Here is a 25913-nt window from a genome sequence, read left to right as displayed (position 1 = left end):
CCGATATCGAGAAAACGCTGGCCGACATCGATGCCGGCTGCGACTGCAAGCGCTTGAGCTGTCATGGGATCAGACCTGTATGCGGGCAACCGGAGTGCCCTTGCGACTGTTCGATCAGACAAAACAGGCGAGATGCCCATGCCGGGTTACGGCCGATTGGGCCTGGAATCTAACGGGCTATCTCCGCCTGCCGTCACTATGCGCGTGACAGATCGCCAGATACAGGAATCTCGAAGTGTTGCTGAACAGGTCGGGATTCCCCGCCACTCCAATTGGAGTGGCTGAGGTTCGCCTGCGCGAAGGCGCGCAGCCGCCCCGGAATGACAGCTTGGGGCGATACGGCACGGGAACATTTTTTCCTATTTTCTCTTGACAATATCCCTTTAAGGTTTATATTCCCCTTCGTCCTGCCCCACCGAGAGGGGCGATCGCGATCGTCACGTTCGCGGGGTGGGATGCGGTGGACGCCGGAGATGCGGCGTTACGCGGTTCATGGGGGACGTCTGTCTTCGGGCAGGACGGATCTGCGCCAGCACTGCCACTGGCAAGGACACGGCCGACCTTGAGATGGAAAGAGCCCTGGACAGTGTGACGGACGACCAAATCGAAACGCGTTCGGCCAAGTGCTTTGCGGCTACCCTGTCCCTCCGCCCTGGGACATTAATTTTGGCGATGGGACCGTTCGCCATGGCAGATGTGCAAGCAACCGAGAAAACACCGCATGCGGAACGTCGGGCAATCGCTCGGCGCCTCCGAAAGTCCTGATGCACTCTCAATTGCGGAAGACCGCATCGCATCAGGCCCAAGGGTGCAACGGGCACCCGGCGTTCCGCACGCCCTCTCGCAAGAGGGTGGGAATGCGAAGCACGACGGCGCCCCCGCGCCGCAAACAATGGGGGTGATGACGCATGTCTGAAGAGCAGTGGCTGTTTGACAGTTGAATCTGCGACGGCGCGATGGAGGCGCCACACCCACAGGTGTCATCCCCGGGCTTGACCCGGGGATCCAGCTTGGCCCGCACGCCGTCGCACAAGACAAGGTGGATGGCCGGGTCAAGCCCGGCCATGACGTGGGGAGAAGCCTGGGATTATCACGAAGCTCGCTTCGCGCTGTCGGGCCATGACGACCGGGAGTGATGCACGCGCGTGCCGCCTGTCCAGCGCGCGCAGGTGAGCGCATCATTAACCCTACCCTGCACATTCATCGCGGCCACTCTCGCCTGGCAACGTCACACGCATCATCTTGCGTTACCTCATCAGCGGACATCCACCGGGACCTCGAACCATGGACCTGCATCGCCGCCATCTGCTGACTGCGTCCGGCGCGGGTCTCGCCGCCGGCGCATTCGCCGCATCGAGCGATGCGGCACGCGCCGCCCCGCTCACCTCGACGCTCGGACGCGACGCCGCGCAATATGGCGTGCGCGCCAATAGCCAGGACGACCAAACGCGCGCATTGCAACGCGCCATCGACGAGGCGGCACGTGCGCAGGCACCGCTCGCATTGCCGCCCGGCAACTATCGCACCGGCATGCTCAGGCTCGCGCGCGGCTCGCAGATCATCGGCATGCGCGGTGCAACGACCCTCACCTTCAGCGGCGGCGCGTCACTGCTGTCAGGCGAAGGCGCGGACTATGTCAGCCTCAGCGGCCTCACGCTGGACGGCAATTTTGCCAACCTGCCGCCGCGGCGCGGGCTGCTGCACATGGTGCAGGCGCGCGAACTCCGCATCAGCGATTGCACCGTGACCAATAGCGGCGGCGCGGGCATCTGGCTGGACAACACGGCGGGCGCGATCACCGGCAATACACTCACCAACATCGCCACCACGGCCATCGTCTCGTTCGATGCGCAGGGATTGATCGTCGCGCAAAACACCATTTCCGGCACCAGCAGCAACGGCATCGAGATCCTGCGCACCGCCATCGGCGATGACGGCACGCAAGTGATCGACAATCGTATCGAGGATATCAAGGCCGGCCCTGGCGGCTCCGGTCAATATGGCAACGCCATCAACGCCTATCGTGCGGGCAATGTCATCGTCTCCGGCAATCGCATCCGCAACTGCGATTACTCGGCGGTGCGCGGCAACTCAGCATCGAACATCCACATCACGGGCAACAGCGTGTCGAGCGTGCGCGAAGTCGCGCTCTATTCGGAATTTGCCTTCGAGGCTGCGGTGATCGCCAACAATACCGTCGATGGTGCGGCGCTCGGTGTCTCCGTCTGCAACTTCAACGAGGGCGGCCGCATCGCAGTGGTACAAGGCAACATCATCCGCAACCTGCTCCCGAAGCGGCCGATCGGTACGGCGCCCGACGACGATGCCGGCATCGGCATCTATATCGAGGCGGACGCCAGCGTCAGCGGCAATGTCGTCGAGAACGCGCCGTCCTTTGGCATGATCGCGGGCTGGGGCAAGTATCTGCGCGATGTCGCCATCACCGGCAACGTCGTGCGCAACAGCTTCATCGGCATTGGTGTATCGGTCGCACCGGGCGCCGGCACCGCGCTTGTCAGCAACAACATGATTTCAGGCGCGCCACGCGGCGCTGTCGTCGGCCTCGATCATGCAAAGCCGGTGACACCTGACCTCACCGCCGATGGCGCACAGCGCTATCAGCAGGTTGCGCTGTCCGGGAACACGGTGCGCTAAAGCGCTGTCCGCAGCATCGGATAGCGCGCGCTGATGACCAGAGGATCGAGCGCCTTCTGCCAATCCAGATCTGCCGGCGTCACCGTCGCCTGCCGAGGCGGTGCCTGCCGCAACAGGGTTTCGATCGGGATCAGGACGGGCGAAGCCGCTTCAGCGACCGGCTCGATGTCGGGCTGCAACGGCGCAACGGCGGGCGCAGCGATGGCAGGAGCCGCGACGGCAGCCGGCCGCGGTTCAGGGGCGCGCGGCGTCCGGTAGATCACGCCTTCCGAAGACAGAACGCGCCTCACGGCGGCTGTCTCGCCCTCGACCATCAGCCGCCAGCGTTCAACCGCGTCCTTGGCTTCCTGAATATTGTCGAGGAACTCGGCTTCACTGTGAAAACGGCGCCACCGCCCGCTCTCGAACAGTTCTGTCAGGTAATCCAGTCGGCTCTCGGCAAGAGCGCACCAACGCTGGGCCAGTGGCCGACCGATGCCGGCATGTGGGTAAGGAAAATTCAGGTGAGATGACATGGAAATGTCCGCAAGAGAAAAAACGGACGCAAAGCAACAAACGAATCACTCACCAATACTTGGAGAGTTTCTGTGGAAAAGTTTTCGGGGTCCAGCGCAATGTGGTCAAACTTGGACAATTGCGTTGGAAACACGTGAGAAAGCCCCGTCAAACCTGAGGTATTGCAGTCAAGCCTTGCTTGAGCCTTGCTCGACGCCCGGCCATGCACCGGCAATCTATGACCTGAAGGTTAAAATTTTTGGTTAACAAAAACGAAAGACCCGTCCGGGGGGACAACCGGACGGGTCAAGCTATACCGGCGCGAATGTTTGGGCGCATGCGCCGGATATGGCCTCGTTGGGGAGGGAATGCCGCTCCCACATCCATATGTCCGGTCCACCCGGCCAAACGTTCAACGATCAGGAGATTATTTTTGGACGTCTGACGCCATCGACGGCGACGATGCCTCGACGGCACGCGTCGTCGGCGCCGGCGCGGTGACGACAACAGGCGTGACAGGCCCTGTCGCCACGGGTTGCTGAGCGCCCTGCACTGCCGATACCGCACTATAGGCATCCGCCGCGCCGGCACCGAACAGGTCGTCACGGCCGGGCGCACCAAGATCACGCGCGGTTGTCATCAGGATGCTGCGGATCTCGTTCGGCCGTAGTTGCGGATTGCGCTCGATCATCAATGCGGCGAGCCCGCTGATGTAAGCCGCCGAGAACGAGGTGCCCGACGTCATCTGGTACTTGTTGTCCGGCGCGGGCAGGAAAATATCGACGCCCGGCGCAGCCACCGCGATGTGGCTGCCACGGTTCGACGCAGTGAACAGCCTGTCATAGGCATCTGTGGCGCTGACTGCGATCACGCTGGGGCTTGCGGCGGGATAAAGCGGCGGCGATTTCGGGCCGGCATTGCCTGATGCCGCGACCATCACGATGCCCTTGCTGGCTGACGCCGCAATACCGCGCTCGATCAGTGGATCCTGCGGGCCGGCAAAGCTCATATTGATGACCTGGGCGCCATTCAATGCCGCGTGGTTGATACCCTTGAGGATGATAAAAGACGAACTCTCGGCACCGCCCTGCGACACACCAAAAGCGCGAATGGCCAAGATGCGCGCGCGCGGCGCGCTGCCCATCAGCCGCGCATGCGATACGATCGCACCCGCAATGCCAGTGCCGTGGACATGCGCACCTTCCTTGCTGCCAAGCGCATCGAACGAACCCACGACGGCATCGGCGAGTTCGGGATGCGCGACGTCGATGCCAGAGTCGATCACGGCAACTGTGACATTGGCACCGGCCGACAGCTTGTGCGCCTCAGGCAGACGAAGCTTCGCCAGCGCATATTGCGCAGGATCGCCCTCACCCGGTGCCGGCGTTGTCACCTGGTCCTGCAGCACATAGCGGAAATTGGGTTGCACAGCGCGCACATCGGCCTCGGCGCGCATCTGGGATTCGACAGTCTCGACCGAACGGTTGTCGGTGATGCGGAACAGGCTGATATTGGCGCCGATCAGCGGAAAGTCCTGCGACGACAGACGCTCCAGGCGCAGACGGCGCGCCAGCGCATCTGCCTGGTCGGGCGTCAGCGCGCTGTCGAGTTCGGCGACGATCTGTCGGGGGACATAACGCGTGTTCAGCGCCGCCTGTGGGCCATTGCTGCGCGGTCCACCACCGGCATTCTGGCTGCGCGGCGTCGGGCCGCCGCCGAGATCAGCAACGAATGGCTTCTCGTTGCATTCGCCGGATGCCGCGCGATTGGCATAGGCGCAGCTCGGATAGGTGTTGGGGGAATAGCGCACATAAGGAATGGTTGGCAGCACTCCCACGATCTTCAGCGGCGGCGTACGCCCTGGCCGCGAGGATATGGGCGGTGTCCGGCCGGCTGTCGTGCCGATCGCCGCCCCGCGCGGGCCGACGCTGGTGATACCGACGCGACCAGCAATGGGTCCACGGCTCACGATATTCGGGCCACGGCCGGCGATGCGACCCGCGCCGGCAGCGATGTTCGGATTGATGCGCGGTGTTGTGCTGGGTGCGATCGTGGGAACGCGCGATCCGATATTGAGGCTCGGCGAGCGCATCATACTCTGCGCGCCCGCGACCGAAAGGCCGAACGGCCATGCGACAGCGAGCGAAAGCACAGCGGCCGTGCATTTCATCATTAGTCCGGAGGCACCACGATCATGTCTCATGGAACAGGCCTCGCACGCACAATGCGGATCGGATCAACCGACGGCGCCTACTGCGCCTGAACCGCCATGCTGACGATCTTCTCGTTCTCCAGCCGGCGGATCAGCCCGGCGATCTGGTCCTTGGTCATCACCCGATTGCCGAACTGCAGCCGGAACAGCCCGTCCTTGCCGTTGTCAACAATCGTACCCTGATAGCCATCGAGCAGCGCCGTGATGTCAGACACCCGCGCAGTCGGCGCAAAACGGACGAACAGGCGCGTCGGGGCTTCTACCGAGGCCGGTGCCGGCGCGAGCGACCGGGTGACAGTGGTCGGTGCACTCGTTGGCGACGGCGCGGCTTCATAGGACGCAGTCTGGAATGTGCGTGTATCGCGCTGCATCAGCACGGTGCCAATCACACCGGCCTGCAGCATGATGGCGAGCGCACCAACAGCGGCCGAAGCCGCCAGCGTCCGCGGCGAAAGCGATGCGAAAAATCCGGAAATCCGCGCCGACAGACCGACCGACGTCGATCCGCTGCGCACCGGCTCGGCGTCAATCGCAGCAAACAGCTTCTGCATTGCCCGTGAGGACGGCGCACCGAGGCTCTCATTGAGGCCAATGGTCTCCGCGTATTCTTCCTGGATCACGGCATATTGCTTCGCCAGTTCCGGATCCTTGGCCAGTGCATCATCGACGCGGCGAGCATCACGCGCGTTGAGCGTGCCCGCGGCGTGCCAAGGCAGCAATGCCTCGATCTCGCCTGGCTCCTGGTTCGGCACTTTGTTGCTCATCGCCATCATGGCCAGCCTCGTTCAATGCCGGCTGCCTTGAGCAGATCGGCTAATTTCTTGCGCGCATAAAACAGGCGCGTCTTGACGGTGTTCTCGGGAATTCCGACGATCTCGGCCACCTCTTCCACGGACTTCTCGTGGTAGTAGACGAGATCGACGATTTCCCGATGCTCGGGCGAAAGGGATGTCAGGCACTTTCGCAACGCGTCACTGGTATCCTTTTTCTGAACCGACACTTCGGGATTATCGGACGTATCCTCGATCGCGTTGGCCGTCTCGTCGTCCAGTTCGGCGTCCTTGCGCTTGCGCAGCGCGGACAGCGCCTTGAACCTCGTAATCGCCAGGAGCCAGGTCGAGACCGCGGAACGGCCCTCGAATTTGCCTGCCTGCCGCCACACATCCAGGAACACTTCGCTGATAAGATCCTCAGCAATCTGTTCGTTCCGCACCAGCCGAAGGCCGAAGCGAAACACCCGGACGTGGTGCCTGCCATAAAGCACCTGCATGGCAAGACGGTCGCCTTGCGCAATCCGGGCGATCAGAATCTCATCCGATGCCGCCTGTGTTGCACTCACTGCCCGTCTCGCAAGGTTGGTCTGAATGAGGATGTAAGAGGTTCGATTGACAAGATAAAATCTTCTCGAATGGGCAGGAATATACCGGTCGCGGCTGTTTTAACCGCGCCGAACGGGCTTTTACCGCCCTTTTCTTGGGCGGAACGGGTAACAGGTAGCATAATGCTGGGGCATTTCCGACCCGAACGCCAGCGATTCACACGGCAACCTTACCAAGTCGTGGCTTCCGGAACAGCCTTGAGACGGCGGAACCTGCATTTTGCAGCCATATCCCGAAACCCTCGTCAATGAATACCGTAACTTGTCCCGGCGGCTTGTCCGCCACATCAAGTCAACTCGCCCGGGCCCGTCATCGGTCCGGGCATTTTTACTTAAACAACAAAGCTATGCTTGAAACCTTCTGGCAGTCCCGCAGTAAGCGATCTGTCGACAGATGTCGCCGGGAGCAGCAAATGAGTAGCCCGTTACCAGATTTGACTTGCGGCAATAGATACCAAACCTAAAGGCTTTGAGCACTAGAGTTCCATCAGCAAAACCCATCGATGGGCTCAATGACCGCAGCCGCTTCATCAGTCTTGAATCCAGTCAACGGCGACTTCGAAGCCGTCGATGGAGAGTTGCGGTCTGATATGCTGGCACGTCGCCTGAAGCGACGGCGCCAAATGCTCGCATTGGCGGCCGCCAGTCATGCCGTCAACGTCGTGCTGCTTTTCGTCTTCCTTGCAGCAGGCACTATCGATGGCACCATCGTCGCGGCCTATGCCGGCTGCGCTTTTACCTCTGTCCTGATCTTCCTCGCGATCTCCGAGAGCAGCCTGACGGATGACTGGCGCGATCACTTTTTCGCAGCGCCCTACACGGCTGTCACTTACGCACTTCTGCTCGCCTTCGTTTACACAGCACCCAATGTCGCCGTCGTGTTTCTCTGCGCATTGTTTCTTGTGGCCAATGTCATCGCCTTGCGTACCTCGCCACGTGAAGGTGTCGGCGCCTGGACCGTCATGACCGGCGGCCTCGCGCTGCTGTATTTCTTCGTCGATCTGCCCTTGACGCTCCCCTCCAGCAACTCGATCGAACGCTTCGGCACCTTGCTGACATTCTCGATGACCATCGCCCGCAGTATGTTCATTGGCATTTTCTCCAGCTCGCTACGCGACGCGCTGTTTCGGCGCCGCGTTGAACTCGAGGCCGCCTACAAGCGCATCGAAGAGCTCGCAGAACTCGATGAACTGACGGGGTCGTTCAATCGCCGCTGCATCATGCGGCTGCTTGACGATGAAATCATCCGCGCACAGCGCAGCAACACACCCTGCACCGCCGCGCTGATCGACCTCGACTGGTTCAAGCGGATTAACGACAATTTCGGACACCCAACCGGCGACGAAGTACTGCGGACCTTCGCCATCACCATTTTCGCCAATATCCGCAGCATCGACAAATTCGGCCGCTATGGCGGCGAGGAATTCCTGCTGGTGCTGCCGGACACGCCGCATGACAAGGCCGTGCAAATGCTCGACCGTTTGCGGGGGATTGTCGAAGCACTGGATTGGAGCGCATTTTCCGACGGCTTGACCGTGACGATTTCGGGCGGCGTTGCGACATTGGGTCCGAACGACACGCCAGACACCTTACTCGCACGCGCCGACAGCGCACTCTATGCCGCCAAGGAGCGCGGACGAAATCGAATTGCAAGCGCCTGAACGAATTTAACGAACCCTGGCCGCAACATATTAGCGGCAGGACACGATTAGAATTACGGGATTTGATTTATGTCTTCGAAGTCACCGTTATCGCCAAATTTACTCGACGAACTTGACGCCGCACTGGCCCACGGAACGGTCGCACGGCGCGTGGAAACGCTGCGCCGTGTCACGGATCTGTTCGTCAATAATGCCGTGGACTACTCCGATGCGCAGATCGCAGTGTTCGACGACGTCTTCGATTGCCTGCTGACGCATATGGAAGCGTCTGCAAAGGCCCTTCTGGCCGAGCGACTGGCACCCATCCCTGTCGCACCGCCCCGGGTCGTCCGGACCCTCGCATTCGACGATTTGATCGAGGTCGCCGCCCCCGTGCTCTCACAATCGGAGCAGCTCGATGACCATGCGCTGATCGAAAATGCACGCACCAAGAGCCAGGACCATCTGCTCGCGATTTCGACGCGCAAGGTCCTGAGCGGCGCCCTGACGGATGTTCTTGTCGAACGCGGCAACGACGCCGTCGTCACCAGCACCGTCAACAACCGCGGCGCCGACATTACAGAGCGCGGCTACAATACCCTGCTCTCCCGTGCCGAGGGCAACGACACGATTGCGACATGCGTTGGCCTGCGTCCCTCCATTCCGCGCCACCACTATCTGAAGCTCGTCGCCAAGGCGTCGGCCTCGGTCCGGGCGAAGCTGGAAGCCGCCCACGTCCACCACACCGCCGACATATCTCTGGTGGTTCAGCAGGTCGCCCGGCGGGCTCGCTCCGCACCAGGCAGCATCAGTCAGCAGACCGTCATCGCCCATGGTCTCGTACGCTCCCTGTTTGAAGACGGTCGGCTGGATGAAAACGAAGTGGCGAAATTCGCCGAAGCCGGCAAGTTCGACGAGGCTAACGCCGCGCTCGCGTGCCTGGCCAACGTGCCAATCTCCGTCGCGGAAACCATGATGGTCGAATCCCGCAGCGAGGGCATTTTCATTCTGTGCAAGGTCGCGAATTTTTCATGGAAGACCGTCAAGACCATCATCAACATGCGCGAGCAACTCGCTGGAACACAGCTGTCTGACAGCGCGACCGACCGCGAGACCTATGAACGTCTGCGCATCTCCGCGGCACAACAGGTCCTGCGCTTCCACCGTATGCAGCAGGCGACGTCCGACCTACCTGCCGCCTGACGTTTGTCAGTCGACATGTTCCACGCGAATGGCCGCAGTCTGGCCATTGAGACCGAGCGCCGCAACGCCAATTGCGCTGAGCAGCCATTCCGTCAGCAGGCATCGACTTGCCGGTGAAGGCGCTGATAGTGATGCCTCGATCACGGCGAATAACGCCGGAACGGGTTGGCATCAAGCAGGGCGGGATTCATGCGCGTCTTGATTACAGGCGCCGGTGGCTTCATCGGCAGAACACTCACTTCTGCGCTGCTTCAAGCAGGCGCGCTCACCAGTACTGCAGGCACAAGCGAAACAATCGAGGAGCTCCTCCTTCTCGACACACATCTGCCGCCAGCATCCGACCGATGTGTGAGGCACTTGCAAGCCGACATCGACGCACCCGATACGCTGAAGAAAATCGCTGCATGGAAACCCCATAGCGTGTTTCATCTCGCCGCTGTGCTGACCAGCGCCGCAGAACAGGACCCGGCGCGCGCGCTGGCGGTGAATGTTTCGGCACTGGCGGAATTGATCGACGCGATCGGCGCGAAAGATGCTCCGCCGCGCCTGATCTTTCCAAGTTCGATCGCGGTCTTCGGCGGCCTATTGCCTGATCATGTCGATGACGATCATTTGCAGCGTCCACAAACCTCCTATGGCACGCACAAGGCCATCGCCGAATTGATGCTGGCGGACGCCACGCGTCACGGAATGGTCGATGCACGCGCCCTGCGCCTGCCGATCGTGCTGGTGCACCCCGGCCCGCCAACACAGTCGGTATCTGACCGTATCGCAGGCATCGTTCGTGATGGCGTCGCCGGAAAGCCGTCGATTTGCCCATTGCGCGCGGACACCAAAGTGCCGGTCGTTTCGGTGGAGACCGTTGCGCAGAATTTGATCACGCTTCACAATGCCGATCCAGCCAAGATGCGCGGGAAACGCGTGCTCAATCAGCCTGCTTTGACGATCAGCATGGAGGACATCATTGAATCGATTGCACGTGTCACCAACGCCACGCCGAACGTGACATATACCCTCGATCCCGATCTCAAGAAGATCGTCGATAGCTGGCCGAAAGGTTTCATTTCCACCCGTGCGCCATCCCTCGGCGTCGTCGCCGACAAGAGTTTCGAGGACATCGTGAGCCAGTATCGCCAGCGTCTTGCCGAAAAATCTGCTGCATGACCGAGCCTGCAGTCGACATCTGCATCATTGGCGCCGGCTCATCCGGTATTGCCGTTGCCAAGGCCCTGCACGACAAGGGGCTCAGTTTCGACATCTACGAGAAGGGCTCAAATATCGGCGGGATGTGGCGCTACGGCAATGACAATGGCCTGTCCTGCGCCTATCGCAGTCTGCATATCGACACCAGCCGCAACAATCTCGGCTACTCCGATTTTCCGATTCCAGCCGACAAGCCCGACTTCCTGTCGCACCAGCAGTTGCTGGAATATCTGGAAGCCTATGCGGATCGGTTTGGCGCACGATCTCGCACCCGCTTCAACTGCGAAGTGACCTCGGTCGAAAAGACCGATGACGGCTGGCGCGTCACGACGAAGGAAGGCACCCGCGAATACAAGACGGTGATTGTCGCCAACGGCCATCTCTGGGATCCGCGTTGGCCGACGTTCTCTGGCACATTCAACGGCACGGCGATTCATTCCAGCCAGTATCGCACCGCGCAGCCTTTCGAGGATAAGAAGGTGCTGGTCGTCGGCATCGGAAATTCGGCCGTCGATATCGCCATCGATCTCTGCAAGCGCGCCAGCAGCGTCGTGCTGTCCACGCGAACCGGCGCCCATATCATGCCGAAATACATGATGGGCATCCCGATCGATCGCTGGTCAGCCTTCTTCGCGCGCAAGCTGAAATTCCCGACACTGCTGACACGCATGATCATGGCACGGCTGATCTATCTCGCTGTCGGCGACCAGACCCGCTTCGGCGTGCCGAAGCCGAAACATCCCATGTGGCGCGAACATGCGACATTGAGCCAGGAGCTGCTGCCTTATATCGGCCATGGCTGGATCAGCATCAAGCCAAACGTCACCGCGCTGGAGGGGGACGCCATCGCCTTCGCCGATGGCACGCAGGAGAGCTTCGACGCGGTGATCTACGCAACCGGTTACAAGACCAGCTTCCCGTTCCTCGCGCCCGAGATCTTCTCGGTGCCGGAAGATGGCGGCATGGTCGATCTCTATCGGCGCATCACGCCGCCGAACCGACCCGGCCTGTTCTTTGCCGGATTGGTGCAGCCCATCGGGCCGACCATACCGCTGGTCGAAATCCAGGCCCGATGGATCGCATCTGTGCTGACCGGAAAGGTCGCCCTGCCCAGCCCTGGCGATATGGCGCTGGAGGTCCGCGACTTTCACCAGAGGAAGATCAGCACCTGGCTCAATTCAGCGCGCTACACGCTGGAAGTCGATTTCAAGGATTATGCCGGCGAGCTCAACGGCGACATTGCAAAGGCGGCAAGTGGGCGTCCAGCGGCCATGGCATCGGCCTGACCGGATTCATTTTTCGCGGAACGCGTGGCTCTCGCACCGCTCAATAGCGCAGTACTTTCGAACCGATAGCTGCACCCAGCGCCGCCACGACGAGGGCTGCGAGCGTGTACCAGGTCGCGACAAACAGCGGCGAGTCGTCCGCGCAATGCGCGGCGTAAAACGTCGCCCCTAGCCCGGCTGACATCAATCCCGCGAGTGCACCGGCAACGGCGGGGCGTGACGGCGCGCCGTGGCGCAGCGCGATCATCGCGCCGCCGAGGATCGGCAGCGACAGCAGCGTGATCGCCGCCGAACACAGCGACGAGTTTCTGCCGATAATGCGCACCATCATCGGGGCGCGCTGCGGCATCGTCATTTCGACGATCAACGCCACGATGAGTATGAACGGCGACAGCAGCAACAGCCAGATCCAGCGCCCCAACGACGCCTCGGGCCGGGACAGATGGACACTGATCACAATGGCTGGAATGGCGAGCGCCAAGGTCACCAGAAACTTCGTATCGAAGAACGGATTCCGCATCGCCGACATGAAGTCCGGGCGAATGCCAAGCGTCACCAGCAACATCGCCGCCACCACCGGCAGCGTGACCAACAAGGCCATCGCGAGCTGCGTGCTCACGGGACGCGGCCTCTGATCATTGTCGGCGGCGAGCGTTTGAATCAGGCGATCGGTATCCATGGTCAATCCTTTCGCAGCTTGGCTGCGAGGCTCGCGAGCCCACGATGCAACGCCACGCGTACGGCACCTTCGGTCATCGACAATTTCGACGCCGTGGTCTTGATGGATGCGCTTTCCACCGCGATCGATCGCAACACGTCGCGCTGCCGCGGCGGAAGATCGGCGAGATGATTGGATATCTCGACGGTGGGCAATGTTTCGGCGGGCGCTTCGCTCGGAATCGTCTCGGCAAAATCGTCGATGTTGACGAAGGTCCGACGCCCGCGCCGGCGCAGCGCATCGATCAATTTGTTGCGAGCGATCGCAAACAGCCACGGCGCGAATGGCGCGTTTGCGTCCCAGGTCTGCCGCTTCAAATGCACCGCCAGCAAAATGTCCTGCACAATATCCTCGGCCTGATCGGGCGGCTGGCCAGCCCGTGACAGGCCCTGCCGTGCTCCGGCGCGCAGCACGGGCGTAACCGACTTCAGCAGGCGATGATAAGCAACGCTATCCCCTGCATTGGCCGACCGCATCAGATCGGTCCATTCGTCGTCACGTCCGCGCACGCGCGCTCCTAAAGCCAATTCGGCGGATAGTTCAATTTGTTACGTCAGCTGAGAGAAAAATCACGGAACCGTGAAGCCCCTCACCTACGTCCCAATCCCGGACCGAAGATTTCAAAGATATCCGGCTCATAACATCGAACCGTCAGAGTGGCATCCGTCGCCTTGATTTCAAAGGCAGATTTTTCCTGAGGCCTGTGGAGACGATGACTGCGGCGGTGTTCATGCCCCGTTTTTGCCGGACTCGTCCGAAGATTCCCTTTTTTTGCCCCGGTGTGAACACCTGCGCAGTTTCCCTTGCGGCCATTGGGGGCCGGTATTTTGGGGAGATTTCCATGAACATCAGAGCCAGCGGGCGGGCGGCATTGGTCATCGCAGCCGGATTGTGGATCTGCACATCGGCACCGCTTTACGCGACCGAAAACGACGCCCCGGCATCCGAGCCGGCCGCAGCGGTCGGCAGCGCCGCAGACACATCCGCCGAACCGGCGAAGGCCACCAAGCACCGCAGTGCCAGGAAGAGCGAAACGAAATCGCGCAAGTCCGACCGACAGGCAACCAAGGCGTCGAAAAAGCCCGCTGAGGAGGACACCGCGAGGACGGAAGACGCGAAGCCGGGAAGCAGTGATTCCGCCATCCCGTCATTGGTCGCCAATGCCAATGCGCAATGGCCCTCTGAGACCGCAGCAACCAACACCTACAACATGTCATCGCAAGCCGGCAGCGCGCTTGGCCAAATCGGCGGCCAGCAGGAACAGCCCGCAACGACGTCGCCGGATTCCGGCGCCAGCAATGCGCAGCTCGTTGCCGCTGACCAGCTCAACGACCTTGATCGTGCCATCAGCAACGACAAGCCGCCGCTGACGCTCGCAAAAGCCACCATCGATACGCCGGCACCGGAAGTCGCCAGCGAGAACAGCACGACCTGGGACAAGACCTCCCTTGTTGGTAAGATCTTCATCGCATTTGGCGGTTTGCTGACCATGGCCTCTGCGGCCCGTATGTTTATGGCTTGAACCCCATCCCCCGAGCGGGCAAATTGCGCGGGGCTGCCGATCCTGGCAGCTTCGGCAAAAAATCCGCGGGATGGAACATGAGCAGCTACGAACACCTCATCGTTGAGCGCAAAGGCGCGGTCGGCATCATCACGCTGAATCGCCCGAAGATGCTCAATGCGCTTTCTTTCGGTGTGTTCAGCGAAATCAAGATCGCCGTCGACGAGCTGGAAGCCGACACCGCCGTGGGCTGCATCATCGTGACCGGCAGCGAGAAAGCATTTGCCGCCGGAGCAGATATCAAGGAGATGCAGCCAAAGAGTTTCATCGACATGTTCTCCAGCGACTTCACCGCGATCGGCGGCGACCGTGTCGCCACCTGTACCAAACCGACCATTGCTGCCGTCTCTGGCTATGCGCTCGGTGGCGGCTGCGAACTCGCCATGATGTGCGACATCATGATCGCCGCAGACACCGCGAAGTTCGGCCAGCCGGAAATCACGCTTGGCACCATTCCCGGCATCGGTGGCACCCAGCGCCTCACCCGCGCCATCGGCAAATCGAAGGCGATGGACCTCTGCCTGACGGGCCGCATGATGGATGCGGCGGAAGCCGAGCGCTCCGGTCTCGTCAGCCGCATTGTCCCGGCCGACAAGCTGATGGAAGAAGCCATCGCCATGGCGGAAAAGATCGCCGCCATGTCGCGCCCGGTAGCGACGATGGCAAAGAACGCCGTCAATCGCGCCTTCGAGACGCCGCTTTCCGAAGGCCTCAAGGTCGAACGCGATCTGTTTCACGCGACATTCGCGCTGGAAGACCGTTCGGAAGGCATGGCCGCCTTCATCGAGAAGCGGAAGCCGGTCAACAAGAACCGCTAGGCTGAGCCGCTGCGCGCGAGCGCGGCGGATACCAGCATACGATAGGCACGTTCGGCCCATGTGGCCGGACGATCGAGCCCGAGCCGCGCAAGCGCCGCCTCATCAGATGCGCTGGCTGTATGCGTCATGCCCTCCCAGAACAATCCAGCGAGCTTCTGCGGGGACGCCGATGCAGCGCCGAGGATCTGTAGTGCGGGGATCAGGCGCTGTTCTACTTCGGTGAAGTCGCTACCAAACGGGAACATGGGCAGCAGACCGGCGTCCCGCGCCGGCCTGAGGACAGCGGAGATTCGCTCGGGCACGTTGTCGCGATACGCAGCAGGAATGTCATAGCTCTTGGGAAGCTTTCCAGCCTCCTTGGCCTGCTTCATCAGCTCCGACTGAAAGCGCGAGTCGGACACCTGCAGCATTTCCGCAATCACATCCGCATCGGATTTCCCGCGCAGATCGGCGACACCATACTCCGTCACGATGATATCGCGCAGGTGTCGCGGGATTGTGGTGTGACCGTAGCTCCAGCGAATATTGGAGGCTGGCTTCTTGCCGGCGCGCGTCGCTTCGAGAGTCAGGATCGAGCGTGCCCCCTCCAGAGCAAAAGCCTGTGAGACGAAATTATACTGCCCGCCGACCCCGCTCACGACCTGGCCGTTCTCGAGACCGTCGGAGATCGCAGCGCCCATCAGCGTCGCCATCATCGTGTTGTTGACGAAGCGCGCATCGACGCGCGCACGGCGTTTGGCATCTTCGTCACCGTAGAGTTCGTTGGTGAATGACACCGGCATCATCTGGATTTTCGCCAGACGCTCCGGCGTCATGTCGCGCAGCGCCTGATAGAATGCCTTCGGCCCAAGAAAGAACGCGCCATGCACGATGGTGTCATCCACCTCGCGCTTGAGAATGCCCGCATCAATCAAACCGAGAAATGCTTCGAACAGCATTTCACTGACGCCGTAGAGGCCGCGTTCGAACGTCGCGACTTCTTTCGGAGGCGCGTCGGGGGCAAGACGCTGCATCAGATTACGAAACGCCGCATTGTCGCGGTGGCGAACGATCAGGCCCTGCGCCAGCGCATCGCCCACTTGCCCAATGCCGATCTGCAGCGTGCCGCCGTCGCACACCAGGCCGGCAGCGTGTAATCCAATCGCGTATTTGGTGTCGTTGACCGGTTCGGACGGGGGCGCAAACAGCGGAAATTCAGTCTCCGGGCTTTCGAGCACCGCGTGAAACTCATCGCTGGTAAGATCACCCTGCCCCGGCATGAAGGGCAATTCCGAATTGACCTGACCGATTAGCCTGAACGAGACGCGACCTTCATTGCGCGCCCGCATCAGATCAAGTGTGGTGTCGGTATTGCAGCTCAGACTATAGCGCGCGGCGCCATCGACCACACGCTTCGACACCAATTGCGTGATGACGTTGAGCCCGCGCGTCAGAAGATAGGACGACGCATGGGTGTAGTTCGCCGAAATATAGTGCTGCTGCGCGTCGGCAACCCGCAGCCATTTTCCCGCAAGGAAGAAGAATTCGTTGACCTGAATGTTTGGCGGCAGCTCACCTTTATGCATCGCGTTTGCATAAGCGAGATCGGGATAGCCCCCGAACAGCCGTTCGATCACCGGATTGATGAAGCGCTTCTCCAGCTCGCTGGATGGTCTCGGCTTCTCCAGTGTCAGGGCAGAGAAGAACGTCAGTCTGACATTGCGATCGGCCAGCGCGCGCTGATAGAGCGCATTGATAATATGGTTGGCCTTGCCAAGCCCGAGCGGCAGCCCGACCACGAGCGTCGTCCCAACGTCGCGAATGATGTCTTCGGCGATGGCGTCGGGATCAGTGAAGATCTTGGGCATAGGCATTCCGGCTGGGCAGGATCGGCAGCTCCTCAGCGCAATCGCGCAGCAAAGCCGGACAGAGTTACCACTGCGTGCGGTTATTCAGAAATGTGCCCGACATGCAACACACGCGGCCATGTGAAGCGGGTTTATTCGTCGCATTCACGGAGCGCCCCATCCTCCCTAGAGTCCTGATCAATCAAGCAAATCGGGGCAACCAAATGCCCTGTGGGGAAAGCGCAAAAGCCCGGAGGTTCTTCGCCGGATGGTTTGCCTGCAAAGGCAACGCCCTCTAAACATACCTAGACGTCAGCGGGGGCGGACGTCCGAAGATTGCTTTGGGATAATATGGTTCGTCACGGCATATTTGGCCTCGCCGCAAGGCGCGCGCTTCGGAAAGGCATGGCCCTGAGCCTGATTGGCTATGGCATTTTTGCTGCGGTCGATGCCCGAGCCGAAACGGTGTCGGAAGCCCTTGCCAAAGCCTATCAGTCCAATCCGCAGCTGAACGGCGAACGGGCCCGCCAGCGTGCCACCGATGAGAACGTTCCGCAGGCGATGGCCGGCTACCGGCCCCAGGTGGCAGCCACACTGAGCTATGGCCTTCAGGCCGTACGCAACCTGCTCGTGGACAACACCATCCAGGGCGCAACGCTGAAGCCATGGACCATCGGCGTCACAGTCACCCAGACGCTTTATAACGGAAACAAGACAGCCAACAGTGTCCGCGTCGCGGAATTGCAGGTCCAGTCCGGCCGGGAAGCGCTGCGCAATGTCGGCCAGGGCGTGCTGCTCGATGCTGTCGTTGCCTATACCAATGTTCTCGCCAACCAATCGCTGGTCGAAGCCCAGCGCACCAACGTCACCTCCCTGCGCGAAACCCTCGGCATCGCCCAGAAGCGGCTCAACGCCGGGGACGTCACGCCCACCGACACGTCACAGGCCGAAGCGCGACTGGCGCGTGGCCAGGCCGATCTCAACGCCGCCGAGGTCAATCTCGCCATCAGCCAGGCAACTTATACGCAGGTGATTGGTGCTGCACCCTCGCGGCTCAGTCCGGCGGAACCGATGGATCGGCTGCTGCCGCGCAACCGCGACGATGCCGTCAATCAGGCCTTCAAGGCGCACCCCGCCGTGCTGGCAGCCGGCTACGATGTTGATGTGGCGACCACGACGATCAAGGTGGCGGAGAGCAGTCTGTTGCCTACTCTGACGCTGCAGGGCAGCGCCAGCAAATCCAGCCAATCGGATCCGACGCTTGGCACTTTTGGCACCGACCAGGCTTCGATCGTCGGCCAATTGACTGCGCCGATCTATGACGGCGGCCTCGGTGCTGCGCAGACGCGCCAGGCCAAGGAACTGTCGTCGGTCAGCCGCCTGGTGCTCGAGCAGGTCCGTAATCAGGCCCGCACCGCAGTCGTCGGTGCATGGGTGTCAAATGAAGGCGCCAAGACCGCTGTCAGCGCTGCGGAAGCCGAAGTACGCGCCGCTGGCGTTGCACTACAGGGCGTACAGCGCGAGGCCCAAGGCGGTCAGCGCACTACTGTCGACGTCCTGAACTCACAGCAGGATCTCGTACAGGCAAAGGCACGCCTGATTGGCGCGCAACGTGACCGGGTCATCGCATCCTATTCGCTGCTCAGCGCAATTGGCAGGCTGGATGTGAAGACGCTTGGGCTGAACACGCCAGACTATCTACCAGAAGTTCATTACCATCAGGTGCGCGATGCCTGGCACGGGCTGCGCACGCCCTCGGGGCAGTAAACTATCCGGCCGAGCTCTTCTTCGTCATCGCCGTGGTCATCGCGGCGACCAGCGATGCGAGGTCGTAGGGCTTGCGTACGATCGGCACGTCATCCATCGACGCCGGGATCAGGCTGGTTTCGCCATAACCTGTGGCGAAGACGAAGGGGATGCCCCGCTCGCGCAATGCCTGGGCCACCGGCACCGAACTACCATTGCCGAGATTGACGTCGAGGATGGCAACATCAGGCCTCATGATCGCCAGCGCGATCAATGCCTCCTTGACCGAAGATGCTGTCTCGACCGATGCCGCGCCCTCGTGGGTCAGCATGGTCTCGACGTCCATGGCAATCAGAAGCTGGTCCTCGACCATCAACACCTTCAAGCCGCGCATCGACGCCATCGGCCTGTCGTCCTCGCGTCGGGCGCGCACGTTGCGCGCCGCCGCCGGCGCGGGCCAGACAACGAAGCGCGCCGGGATGAGCAACCGCACGCGCGCGCCGGCCGGCTCATAATCGACATCACTTTCGCCGCCGAGGTCGTAGGGAATGCTACGGCTGATCAGCATCGATCCAAAGCCCGGCCGCAATGGCGGCGCGACAAGGGGGCCGTCGCGCTCAAGCCAGTGGATTTCGCAATCGCTGATATCGGTGCGTTTCCACTGGAGTGACAAGCGCCCCGTGCTTACGGAAAGCGCACCATATTTGGCGGCATTGGTGGCCAGTTCGTGCAGCACCAATGCGAGTACCGAATAGGCCCGAGCGTCGAGCGAAACATCGGGCCCGGTTACCTCGATCGCTTTCACCGACTCGCGATACGGCGAAAATTCCGCATCGAGCAATCCCTCTAACGCACCGCCACCGGCGCCGCGGATGACCTGATCATGCGCAAGCGACAAGGCCTGAATACGTCCCTTCAGGGAGGCGACATAATCCTCGATGCTGCGGCCATCCTCGACCGGGTGCGAGACCAGTGATTTGATCAGCGCCAGGATATTCTTGACGCGATGATTGAGTTCTTCATTCAGCATTTTCTGGCGCAGGTCAGCCTTGTGCCGCTCATCCGCCAGTAATTCGTTGTGGCGAAGCACCACTTCCACCAAAGCCGAGCGCACAGCCTCGGCGGTGTCCCGCTCGTTTTGCAACCATGGCTGGGACTGGCGCTGTACGGTCTCCTTCCAGATCGAGAAGCTCTTGCGCGGTGTCAGCCGATCGCCCAATGGACCGATTTCGTACGTCTTGTTGGGATCACCCGCCCAGTTCAGGGTTTGCGCAACTTCGCTACGAAAGAACAGAAGATAATCGCGCGGCAGTTGCGACAAGGGCACGGCCAGCACGCCGGAAACGGCAAGGGCATAGTCTTCAGCCGCCGGCAATCTATCTGACAATGCGCTCGTCGCCCACACCCTGCCCTCGGCGACCGAATTGATGAAGCCCATCAGCGCCGGCACTGCCGCAGCCGGCGGCGCGCTGCCATAAGACGTCCAGGTCTTGTTGAGGTATAGGCCAATACCGTCACACGGCATCAGCACGCTAAAATCGCGAATGCTTTCCTTGAGCAGGTCTTCGACATCGCCGTGATGCGAAACATTGTGCAACAGCTGGTCGAGATAGCGCCGCGCGCTTTCGCTAGCAGCCAGTTTGCGTTTTTGAAGAAGCCCGGCCAGTTGCATGGAAAAGAACTCGCCAAACATCTCTGCAGCAACGCGTTTCTCCATGGAAAGCGCGCGCGGTGCATAGTGATGGCAAGCGATCAGCCCCCACAGCGCGCCGTCGTGGATGATGGAAATCGACATCGACGCACCGACGCCCATATTGCGCAGATACTCGCAGTGGATCGGCGAAACGCTGCGCAGATGTGCAAAGGACAGGTCGAGCGGTTCACCAGATGTGTCGAACTCCGGCTCGATGGCCACGCGCTCACCGCTTGCATCCGAGACGATACGCACGGTGTTCTGGACGTAGAGCACCCTCGCCTGCTGCGGGATGTCGCCGGCCGGGAAGTGCTGCCCCAGAAAGCTCTCGAGATCGCCGCGGCGCGCCTCGCTGATCACCCGGCCGGAACCATCATGAGCGAATTGATAGACCATCACCCGGTCGTAGCCGAGTCCGCCACGCAGCAGCCGCGCCGCATTGTCAAACAGCACGTCGAGATCGTTGCATTGACCGATGCGGCCGATCAGCAAGCGCGACAACTCCAGAGGCGGTGTCGCCTCGCTGGCGTCCACAGGCTCGAATTCGATGATGTTGACGCCCTTGTGCCGATGCACAGCGACGTTGAACGCGGTCTGCGAATGCGCGACCTTGAAATCAATCAGCAGTCCCGGGCGCTGCTGGTTGCCCCATTTGGCGATGGCATTGCGAATGTCGTGCGCCGGCCCCTCGCCGATCAGATCGTCCAGCCTGCGGCCATTGATGTCGCCTGATCCCACACCAAGCATCGCGCCGGCATTGATCGAATGGCGCCGGACCATCCCGACAGAGCCATCGCAGGCGAGCAGACAACCATAGGGTTGAACACTGCCGGGGATGTGGATTGGCTCGCGGTCGCAATTGGTCAGGTCGACAGAGGCGGTCTTGGTGAGCATCAAAAAGTCTCTGAAAAGATGCGGCGCTCGAAACGACGGCCGCCAGCATGGCACGGCTGCATCTTTGAAAAAAGATCAGTAAATACAGCGTTCAAGAGCACCTACCGAAACGCCACAGGGGCTGGAATAGCCGGGTGGGGAACCGGTCAACGGGCAAGCGCCGGTTTCGATCCATGCCGAGGCCGGTTTTTTGGATATGGCCATTGGGCTGCCTCAGGGACAGCCCGAGCCGCTCCCGTCGCAAGCTGGTTTAACGCGCCCGGCTTGAGAAGAACGAGATCAGCACCGGCAGGGTGATCAGGATCACCAGCGGCGCCAGCATCATGCCAGTGACGACGACAACCGCGAGCGGCTTCTGGACCTGAGACCCGATTCCCTCCGACAGCGCCGCCGGCAGCAGGCCGACGCCCGCAACGATGCAGGTCATGAGCACCGGCCGCAGTTGCAACTCGCCGGTCCGGATCACAGCCTTGATGCGCTCATAGCCCTCGTCGATCAGCTGATTGTATTGTGACAGGATCAGGATGCCGTCCATGACAGCAATGCCGAACAGCGCGATGAAGCCGATCGCCGCCGATACGCTGAACGGAATACCCGTGATCAGCAGACCGAGCACGCCGCCAAAGATCGCCATTGGGATCACGCTCATGGCCAGCAGTGTGTCGGCCATCGAGCCAAAGTTGAACCAGAGCAGCACGCCTATCAGAGCGAGACTGATCGGCACGACGATGGAAAGCCGTGCGATAGCGTCCTGAAGATTGCCGAACTCGCCGACCCATTCGGTCCGCGAGCCCGACGGCAGCTGAACGAGCGCTGCGACCTTGTCCTGCGCTTCCTGAATGGCGCTGCCGAGATCGCGTTCGCGTACCGAGAACTTGATCGGCAGATACCGCTCCTGGTTCTCGCGATAGATGTAGGCTGCACCCGAGACGAGATTGATCGATGCCACTTCACTTAGCGGGATCTGCGCGATCGTGCCGTTCGGACCTGGTGCGCCGATGCGCAAATTCTGGATCGCCTCAGCGCTACGGCGATATTCCGGCGCCAGCCGCACCATGATCGGGAAATGCCGATCGCTGCCGGGCTCATAGAGATCGCCCGCGGAGTCGCCGCCGATGGCCACCTTGATGGTGGCGTTGATATCGCCGGGCGACAATCCGTAGCGCGCAGCCTTGGCACGGTCGACGTCGATCTGGATGGTTGGCTGCCCCAGCGATGTGAACACGGCGAGATCCGTCACGCCCTGCACCGTCGACAGTACGGCCTTTATCTCGTTAGCGGTCTTGGTGAGTGCATCCAGATCGTTGCCGTAGAGCTTGATCGAGTTCTCGCCTTTCACGCCGGAGACGGCTTCAGAGACGTTGTCCTGCAGATATTGCGAGAAATTGAACTCGACGCCGGGAAATTTCGTCTGCAGTTCCTTGAGCAGGCGCGCCGTCAGCGCATCCTTGTCCTGCGGCGCCGGCCATTCGGAGGCAGGCTTCAGCGGGGCGAAGAATTCCGCGTTAAACAAGCCAGCCGCGTCGGTGCCGTCATCGGGACGGCCGTGCTGCGAGACGACGGATTCTACCTCAGGCTGCTGGCGGATCAGCCTGCGCATCTCGTTGACGTAAGTGTTGCCTTCCTGCAGCGAGATCGTCGGCGGCAGCGTGGCGCGGATCCAGAGATTGCCCTCTTCCAGCTTCGGCAGAAATTCCAGGCCGAGGAAACGCGCCATGAAGAAAGTCACCACGACGAGACCGATCGCGATGCCCAGTACGATCTTTCGGCTGGCGACCGCCCAGTGCAGCACCGGCATGTAGAGGCGATGTAGCTGGCGCATGATCCAGGTTTCGGTCTCCTGGACATGCGCCGGCAGAATGATCGCGCTCAGCGCAGGCGTGACGGTGAATGTCGCGATCAGGCCACCGGCGAGCGCATAAGCGTAGGTCCGCGCCATCGGTCCAAAGATATTGCCTTCAACACCGGACAGCGTGAACAGCGGCAGGAATGCGGCGATGATGATCGCGGCGGCAAAGAAGATCGAGCGCGACACGTCAGCGGATGCGCTGAGGATGCCATGCTTCTTCATGCCCATGATGGTCTCGGGCGAGATGTGGCTGCGCTCCGCTTCGGAAAGCTCTGTGGTCTGGGTCAACCGTCTGAAGATGGCCTCCACCATGATGACCGTACCATCCACGATCAGGCCGAAATCGATGGCGCCCACCGATAGCAGGTTGGCGGATTCGCCGCGTAGCACCAGAATGATGACAGCGAAAAACAGGGCAAACGGAATAGTGGCGCCAACAATCAGCGCGCTGCGCAAGTTGCCGAGGAACATCCATTGCAGCAGCACGATCAGCAGGATGCCGACGACCATGTTGTGCAGCACCGTATGCGTGGTGGTGTCGATCAGGTCCTTGCGGTCATAGATACGTTCGATCCGCACGCCGGGCGGCAAGATGCCTCCGCGATTGATCTGCTGCACCAGCTGTTCGACACGCGCGATGGTCGGTGAACTCTTCTCGCCGCGGCGCATCAGCACGATGCCCTGGACGATATCGTCCTCCTGATTGAGACCGGCAATGCCGAGGCGCGGCTTCTCGCCGACCGACACCGTGGCGACATCCTTGACCAGAACCGGATTGCCGTTGGTCTGGGAGATCATCGTATTGGAAAGGTCGTCGATCGAGCGAATGAGGCCGACGCCGCGCACCACGGCCGATTGCGCGCCGATATTCACGGTGTTGCCGCCGACATTGATATTGGCGTTGCCGACGGCGGTCAGCAGTTGCGGCAGCGTCAAGCCATAGGCAACGAGCTTGCTGAAGTCGACCTGGATCTCATAGGTTTTGGTCTTGCCACCCCAACCAATGACGTCGATGACCCCTGGTACCGCACGGAAGCGGCGCTGCATGATCCAATCTTGCAGGGTCTTGAGATCGAGCACGCTGTAGTTCGGCGGCCCCACCAGACGATAACGGAAGATTTCCCCTACCGCAGAGATCGGCGATATCGTCGGCTGTGCATTGCCCGGCAAGGTCCCGAGCTGCGACAACCGGTTCAGGACTTGCTGCAATGCTTCGTCATAGGTGTAGTCGAACGAAAACTGCAATTTGACGTCGGAGAGACCGTAGAGCGAGATAGTGCGGATCGTTTTGAGGTTCTTGATGCCCGCGACCTGCGCTTCGATCGGAATCGTGATGTAGCGTTCGATTTCCTCGGCAGAGAGACCGTTGCTCTGGGTCACAATATCGACCATCGGCGGGGTCGGATCGGGATAGGCCTCGATATTCAGCTGATTGAAAGCAAACAGACCACCGATGAAAACGACGGCGAACATCGCCACCATCAGGAAGCGACGGTCGACGGCCAGAGCAACAAGACGATCCATCCAGATCGGACCTTTCAGAAGAGCCGAAGCTGGGGGTTAGCTGGCGGAGGCCGCGCGATCGATAAACAAGCTGCCTTTGGTGACGATGCGTTCGCCGGCTTTCAGGTTGCCATGGACCTCGACGAGATTGCCATTGGTCATACCGGTCTTGATCGTGCGCAGCTCGATGGTCTTGTCGTCATGCGCGACCCAGACGCGGACCTGATCGCCTTCATAGATCAGCGCCGTTTTCGGCACGCCTATCGTCGGCTGGTCGCCAGGCGCGTAGATCGTCACGGTGGTGAACATTTCCGGCTTCAGCAGACCGTTGCTGTTGTCCAGCGTGGCACGTACCAGCAGACGACGCGTCGCGGGATCGAGCGCAGTCGCGACATAGCTGATGCGGCCAGTGAGCACACGGCCCGGCAGCGCGAGTGCGGTGAAACTCATTTCCTGACCGATCTGCACGGCAGCAGCTTCGGTCTCGCGCACGAAGGCCGTGAGCCACACCGATGAGAGATCGCCGATCACGAAGACCGGATCGGCAGCGCCGGCGCTGATGTACTGGCCCGGGCCGATCTTGCGCTGAACCACCGTGCCTGCAAGCGGCGCGTAGATCGTCGTTTCCGGATTGATACGGCCTTTCTCCTGAAACGCCGTGATGGCGTCTTCCGAGAGGCCAAGAATACGAAGGCGATTGCGTGCGGCTTCGAGTGCCGTGTCGGCGGTGCGCAGATCGTTCTGTGCCTGCAGCAGCGTGGCCTGGCTCTGCTGATAGTCTTTCAGCGGCACAGCCTTGCCTTCGAACAGGTCGCGGGCGCGCTTGTCCTGGATCTGTGCGAGGTCGACTTGCGACTTCGCCTTGTTGAGAGCCGTGGTCGCGGCAACGAAATCATTCTGCGCGCCGACGGTGTCGGCTGCTTCGATCACAAAGAGCGGCTGGCCCTTTTCGACGTGGTCGCCTGGCTTGGCGAGCAGCTTGGTGACGCGGCCGGCATAGGGTGAGAAGATCGGGGTCGAGCGGTCCTCATCGACGGCAATCTTGCCCTCGGTGACGTGTTCGGCGCGGAAGGCACGCACAGTGACCGGCTCGATGGTCAGGCTCGCCCATTCCGACGGCGACGTTGCATAACGCTGCGGGTTCTTTCGCGACTGGCTCGAAACGTCGGAATGCCCCTTCGACGGGGTGGACAGCCGCACGTAGCCGACGCCTGCGGCGACCAGCATAGCAGC

Annotated in this window: 18 protein-coding genes; 8 read left to right on the top strand and 10 right to left on the bottom strand. The window is 61.2% G+C overall.

The window, feature by feature from the left end; all coding sequences use genetic code 11:
• The first annotated feature begins 1284 nt into the window (after window positions 1-1284).
• The gene (locus AC1DUY_RS12740) at window positions 1285-2655 is read left to right on the top strand and encodes a TIGR03808 family TAT-translocated repetitive protein (protein ID WP_439076602.1); all 1371 of its coding nucleotides are present in this window, start codon (window positions 1285-1287) and stop codon (window positions 2653-2655) included.
• Here the strand turns inward: AC1DUY_RS12740 and AC1DUY_RS12735 are convergent.
• From AC1DUY_RS12735 to AC1DUY_RS12720, 4 genes are all read right to left on the bottom strand, one after another.
• Window positions 2652-3170 (bottom strand): TIGR03809 family protein, encoded by a 519-nt coding sequence (locus tag AC1DUY_RS12735; protein WP_441229217.1) that lies wholly within the window; start codon window positions 3168-3170, stop codon window positions 2652-2654. The genes AC1DUY_RS12740 and AC1DUY_RS12735 overlap by 4 nt on opposite strands.
• 407 nt (window positions 3171-3577) lie before the next feature.
• On the bottom strand, window positions 3578-5353 hold the full coding sequence (locus tag AC1DUY_RS12730) for a S8 family serine peptidase (RefSeq protein WP_478114624.1): 1776 nt from the start codon (window positions 5351-5353) through the stop codon (window positions 3578-3580).
• 47 nt (window positions 5354-5400) lie between these two features.
• The gene (locus AC1DUY_RS12725; protein ID WP_478114622.1) at window positions 5401-6135 is read right to left on the bottom strand and encodes a hypothetical protein; all 735 of its coding nucleotides are present in this window, start codon (window positions 6133-6135) and stop codon (window positions 5401-5403) included.
• Window positions 6132-6701 carry a sigma-70 family RNA polymerase sigma factor gene (locus AC1DUY_RS12720; RefSeq protein ID WP_089266985.1) on the bottom strand — a complete coding sequence of 190 codons (570 nt, stop codon included), beginning with the start codon at window positions 6699-6701 and terminating at the stop codon, window positions 6132-6134. Before AC1DUY_RS12720 ends, AC1DUY_RS12725 begins: the two co-directional genes overlap by 4 nt.
• 629 nt (window positions 6702-7330) lie before the next feature.
• On the opposite strand from AC1DUY_RS12720, the gene AC1DUY_RS12715 reads away from it, so the two are divergent.
• The 4 genes from AC1DUY_RS12715 to AC1DUY_RS12700 all read left to right on the top strand — a co-directional run bounded on the left by AC1DUY_RS12715 (window position 7331) and on the right by AC1DUY_RS12700 (window position 12072).
• Window positions 7331-8401 (top strand): GGDEF domain-containing protein, encoded by a 1071-nt coding sequence (locus AC1DUY_RS12715; RefSeq protein WP_478114620.1) that lies wholly within the window; start codon window positions 7331-7333, stop codon window positions 8399-8401.
• A 69-nt stretch (window positions 8402-8470) separates the two neighbouring features.
• Entirely contained in the window at window positions 8471-9583 is a 1113-nt protein-coding gene (locus AC1DUY_RS12710; protein ID WP_309949079.1) for a DUF2336 domain-containing protein, read from the top strand.
• 189 nt (window positions 9584-9772) lie between these two features.
• Window positions 9773-10747, top strand: a complete 975-nt coding sequence (locus tag AC1DUY_RS12705) for an NAD-dependent epimerase/dehydratase family protein (RefSeq protein ID WP_441229215.1) — start codon at window positions 9773-9775, stop codon at window positions 10745-10747.
• Entirely contained in the window at window positions 10744-12072 is a 1329-nt protein-coding gene (locus AC1DUY_RS12700) for a flavin-containing monooxygenase (protein ID WP_175366663.1), read from the top strand. Before AC1DUY_RS12705 ends, AC1DUY_RS12700 begins: the two co-directional genes overlap by 4 nt.
• A gap of 40 nt (window positions 12073-12112) precedes the next feature.
• On the opposite strand, the gene AC1DUY_RS12695 is transcribed toward AC1DUY_RS12700, so the two are convergent.
• Both AC1DUY_RS12695 and AC1DUY_RS12690 read right to left on the bottom strand, forming a co-directional pair.
• Window positions 12113-12751 carry an NrsF family protein gene (locus AC1DUY_RS12695; protein ID WP_175366664.1) on the bottom strand — a complete coding sequence of 213 codons (639 nt, stop codon included), beginning with the start codon at window positions 12749-12751 and terminating at the stop codon, window positions 12113-12115.
• Window positions 12752-12753: 2 nt separating this feature from the next.
• Window positions 12754-13299 (bottom strand): sigma-70 family RNA polymerase sigma factor, encoded by a 546-nt coding sequence (locus tag AC1DUY_RS12690; protein WP_231077390.1) that lies wholly within the window; start codon window positions 13297-13299, stop codon window positions 12754-12756.
• 332 nt (window positions 13300-13631) lie between these two features.
• On the opposite strand from AC1DUY_RS12690, the gene AC1DUY_RS12685 reads away from it, so the two are divergent.
• Both AC1DUY_RS12685 and AC1DUY_RS12680 read left to right on the top strand, forming a co-directional pair.
• Entirely contained in the window at window positions 13632-14312 is a 681-nt protein-coding gene (locus AC1DUY_RS12685) for a hypothetical protein (RefSeq protein ID WP_478114616.1), read from the top strand.
• Between the two features lie 77 nt (window positions 14313-14389).
• On the top strand, window positions 14390-15169 hold the full coding sequence (locus AC1DUY_RS12680; protein WP_478114614.1) for an enoyl-CoA hydratase: 780 nt from the start codon (window positions 14390-14392) through the stop codon (window positions 15167-15169).
• Here AC1DUY_RS12680 and AC1DUY_RS12675 read toward each other — a convergent pair.
• Window positions 15166-17016, bottom strand: coding sequence for an acetyl-CoA hydrolase/transferase C-terminal domain-containing protein (locus AC1DUY_RS12675; protein ID WP_478114612.1), 1851 nt, complete (start codon window positions 17014-17016; stop codon window positions 15166-15168). The two genes, AC1DUY_RS12680 and AC1DUY_RS12675, sit on opposite strands and share 4 nt — an antisense overlap.
• A 330-nt stretch (window positions 17017-17346) precedes the next feature.
• Here AC1DUY_RS12675 and AC1DUY_RS12670 point away from each other — a divergent pair, with 330 nt between their 5' ends.
• Window positions 17347-18762 (top strand): TolC family outer membrane protein, encoded by a 1416-nt coding sequence (locus tag AC1DUY_RS12670; RefSeq protein WP_478114610.1) that lies wholly within the window; start codon window positions 17347-17349, stop codon window positions 18760-18762.
• Window position 18763: 1 nt separating this feature from the next.
• On the opposite strand, the gene AC1DUY_RS12665 is transcribed toward AC1DUY_RS12670, so the two are convergent.
• The 3 genes from AC1DUY_RS12665 to AC1DUY_RS12655 form a co-directional block, all read right to left on the bottom strand.
• Entirely contained in the window at window positions 18764-21328 is a 2565-nt protein-coding gene (locus AC1DUY_RS12665; RefSeq protein WP_478114608.1) for an HWE histidine kinase domain-containing protein, read from the bottom strand.
• 250 nt (window positions 21329-21578) lie between these two features.
• A complete protein-coding gene (locus AC1DUY_RS12660) occupies window positions 21579-24701 on the bottom strand; it encodes an efflux RND transporter permease subunit (protein WP_478114606.1) in 3123 nt (1040 codons plus the stop codon).
• A gap of 36 nt (window positions 24702-24737) precedes the next feature.
• The gene (locus AC1DUY_RS12655) at window positions 24738-25907 is read right to left on the bottom strand and encodes an efflux RND transporter periplasmic adaptor subunit (RefSeq protein WP_478114604.1); all 1170 of its coding nucleotides are present in this window, start codon (window positions 25905-25907) and stop codon (window positions 24738-24740) included.
• Between the last annotated feature and the right edge of the window lie 6 nt (window positions 25908-25913).

The sequence above is a fragment of the Tardiphaga sp. P4_G1 genome (genome assembly GCF_056401215.1).
The sequence above is the reverse complement of the archived record's forward strand: the minus strand, read 5'-3'. Positions and strand labels throughout refer to the sequence as shown.

Excerpts from the sequence above, each read along its gene's own strand:
- AC1DUY_RS12740 (WP_439076602.1), top strand. The coding sequence starts at position 1,285 with ATGGACCTGCATCGCCGCCATCTGCTGACTGCGTCCGGCGCGGGTCTC.
- AC1DUY_RS12735 (WP_441229217.1), bottom strand. The coding sequence starts at position 3,170 with ATGTCATCTCACCTGAATTTTCCTTACCCACATGCCGGCATCGGTCGG.
- AC1DUY_RS12730 (WP_478114624.1), bottom strand. The coding sequence starts at position 5,353 with ATGAGACATGATCGTGGTGCCTCCGGACTAATGATGAAATGCACGGCC.
- AC1DUY_RS12725 (WP_478114622.1), bottom strand. The coding sequence starts at position 6,135 with ATGATGGCGATGAGCAACAAAGTGCCGAACCAGGAGCCAGGCGAGATC.
- AC1DUY_RS12715 (WP_478114620.1), top strand. The coding sequence starts at position 7,331 with ATGCTGGCACGTCGCCTGAAGCGACGGCGCCAAATGCTCGCATTGGCG.
- AC1DUY_RS12710 (WP_309949079.1), top strand. The coding sequence starts at position 8,471 with ATGTCTTCGAAGTCACCGTTATCGCCAAATTTACTCGACGAACTTGAC.
- AC1DUY_RS12705 (WP_441229215.1), top strand. The coding sequence starts at position 9,773 with ATGCGCGTCTTGATTACAGGCGCCGGTGGCTTCATCGGCAGAACACTC.
- AC1DUY_RS12700 (WP_175366663.1), top strand. The coding sequence starts at position 10,744 with ATGACCGAGCCTGCAGTCGACATCTGCATCATTGGCGCCGGCTCATCC.
- AC1DUY_RS12695 (WP_175366664.1), bottom strand. The coding sequence starts at position 12,751 with ATGGATACCGATCGCCTGATTCAAACGCTCGCCGCCGACAATGATCAG.
- AC1DUY_RS12685 (WP_478114616.1), top strand. The coding sequence starts at position 13,632 with ATGAACATCAGAGCCAGCGGGCGGGCGGCATTGGTCATCGCAGCCGGA.
- AC1DUY_RS12680 (WP_478114614.1), top strand. The coding sequence starts at position 14,390 with ATGAGCAGCTACGAACACCTCATCGTTGAGCGCAAAGGCGCGGTCGGC.
- AC1DUY_RS12675 (WP_478114612.1), bottom strand. The coding sequence starts at position 17,016 with ATGCCCAAGATCTTCACTGATCCCGACGCCATCGCCGAAGACATCATT.
- AC1DUY_RS12670 (WP_478114610.1), top strand. The coding sequence starts at position 17,347 with ATGGTTCGTCACGGCATATTTGGCCTCGCCGCAAGGCGCGCGCTTCGG.
- AC1DUY_RS12665 (WP_478114608.1), bottom strand. The coding sequence starts at position 21,328 with ATGCTCACCAAGACCGCCTCTGTCGACCTGACCAATTGCGACCGCGAG.
- AC1DUY_RS12660 (WP_478114606.1), bottom strand. The coding sequence starts at position 24,701 with ATGGATCGTCTTGTTGCTCTGGCCGTCGACCGTCGCTTCCTGATGGTG.
- AC1DUY_RS12655 (WP_478114604.1), bottom strand. The coding sequence starts at position 25,907 with ATGCTGGTCGCCGCAGGCGTCGGCTACGTGCGGCTGTCCACCCCGTCG.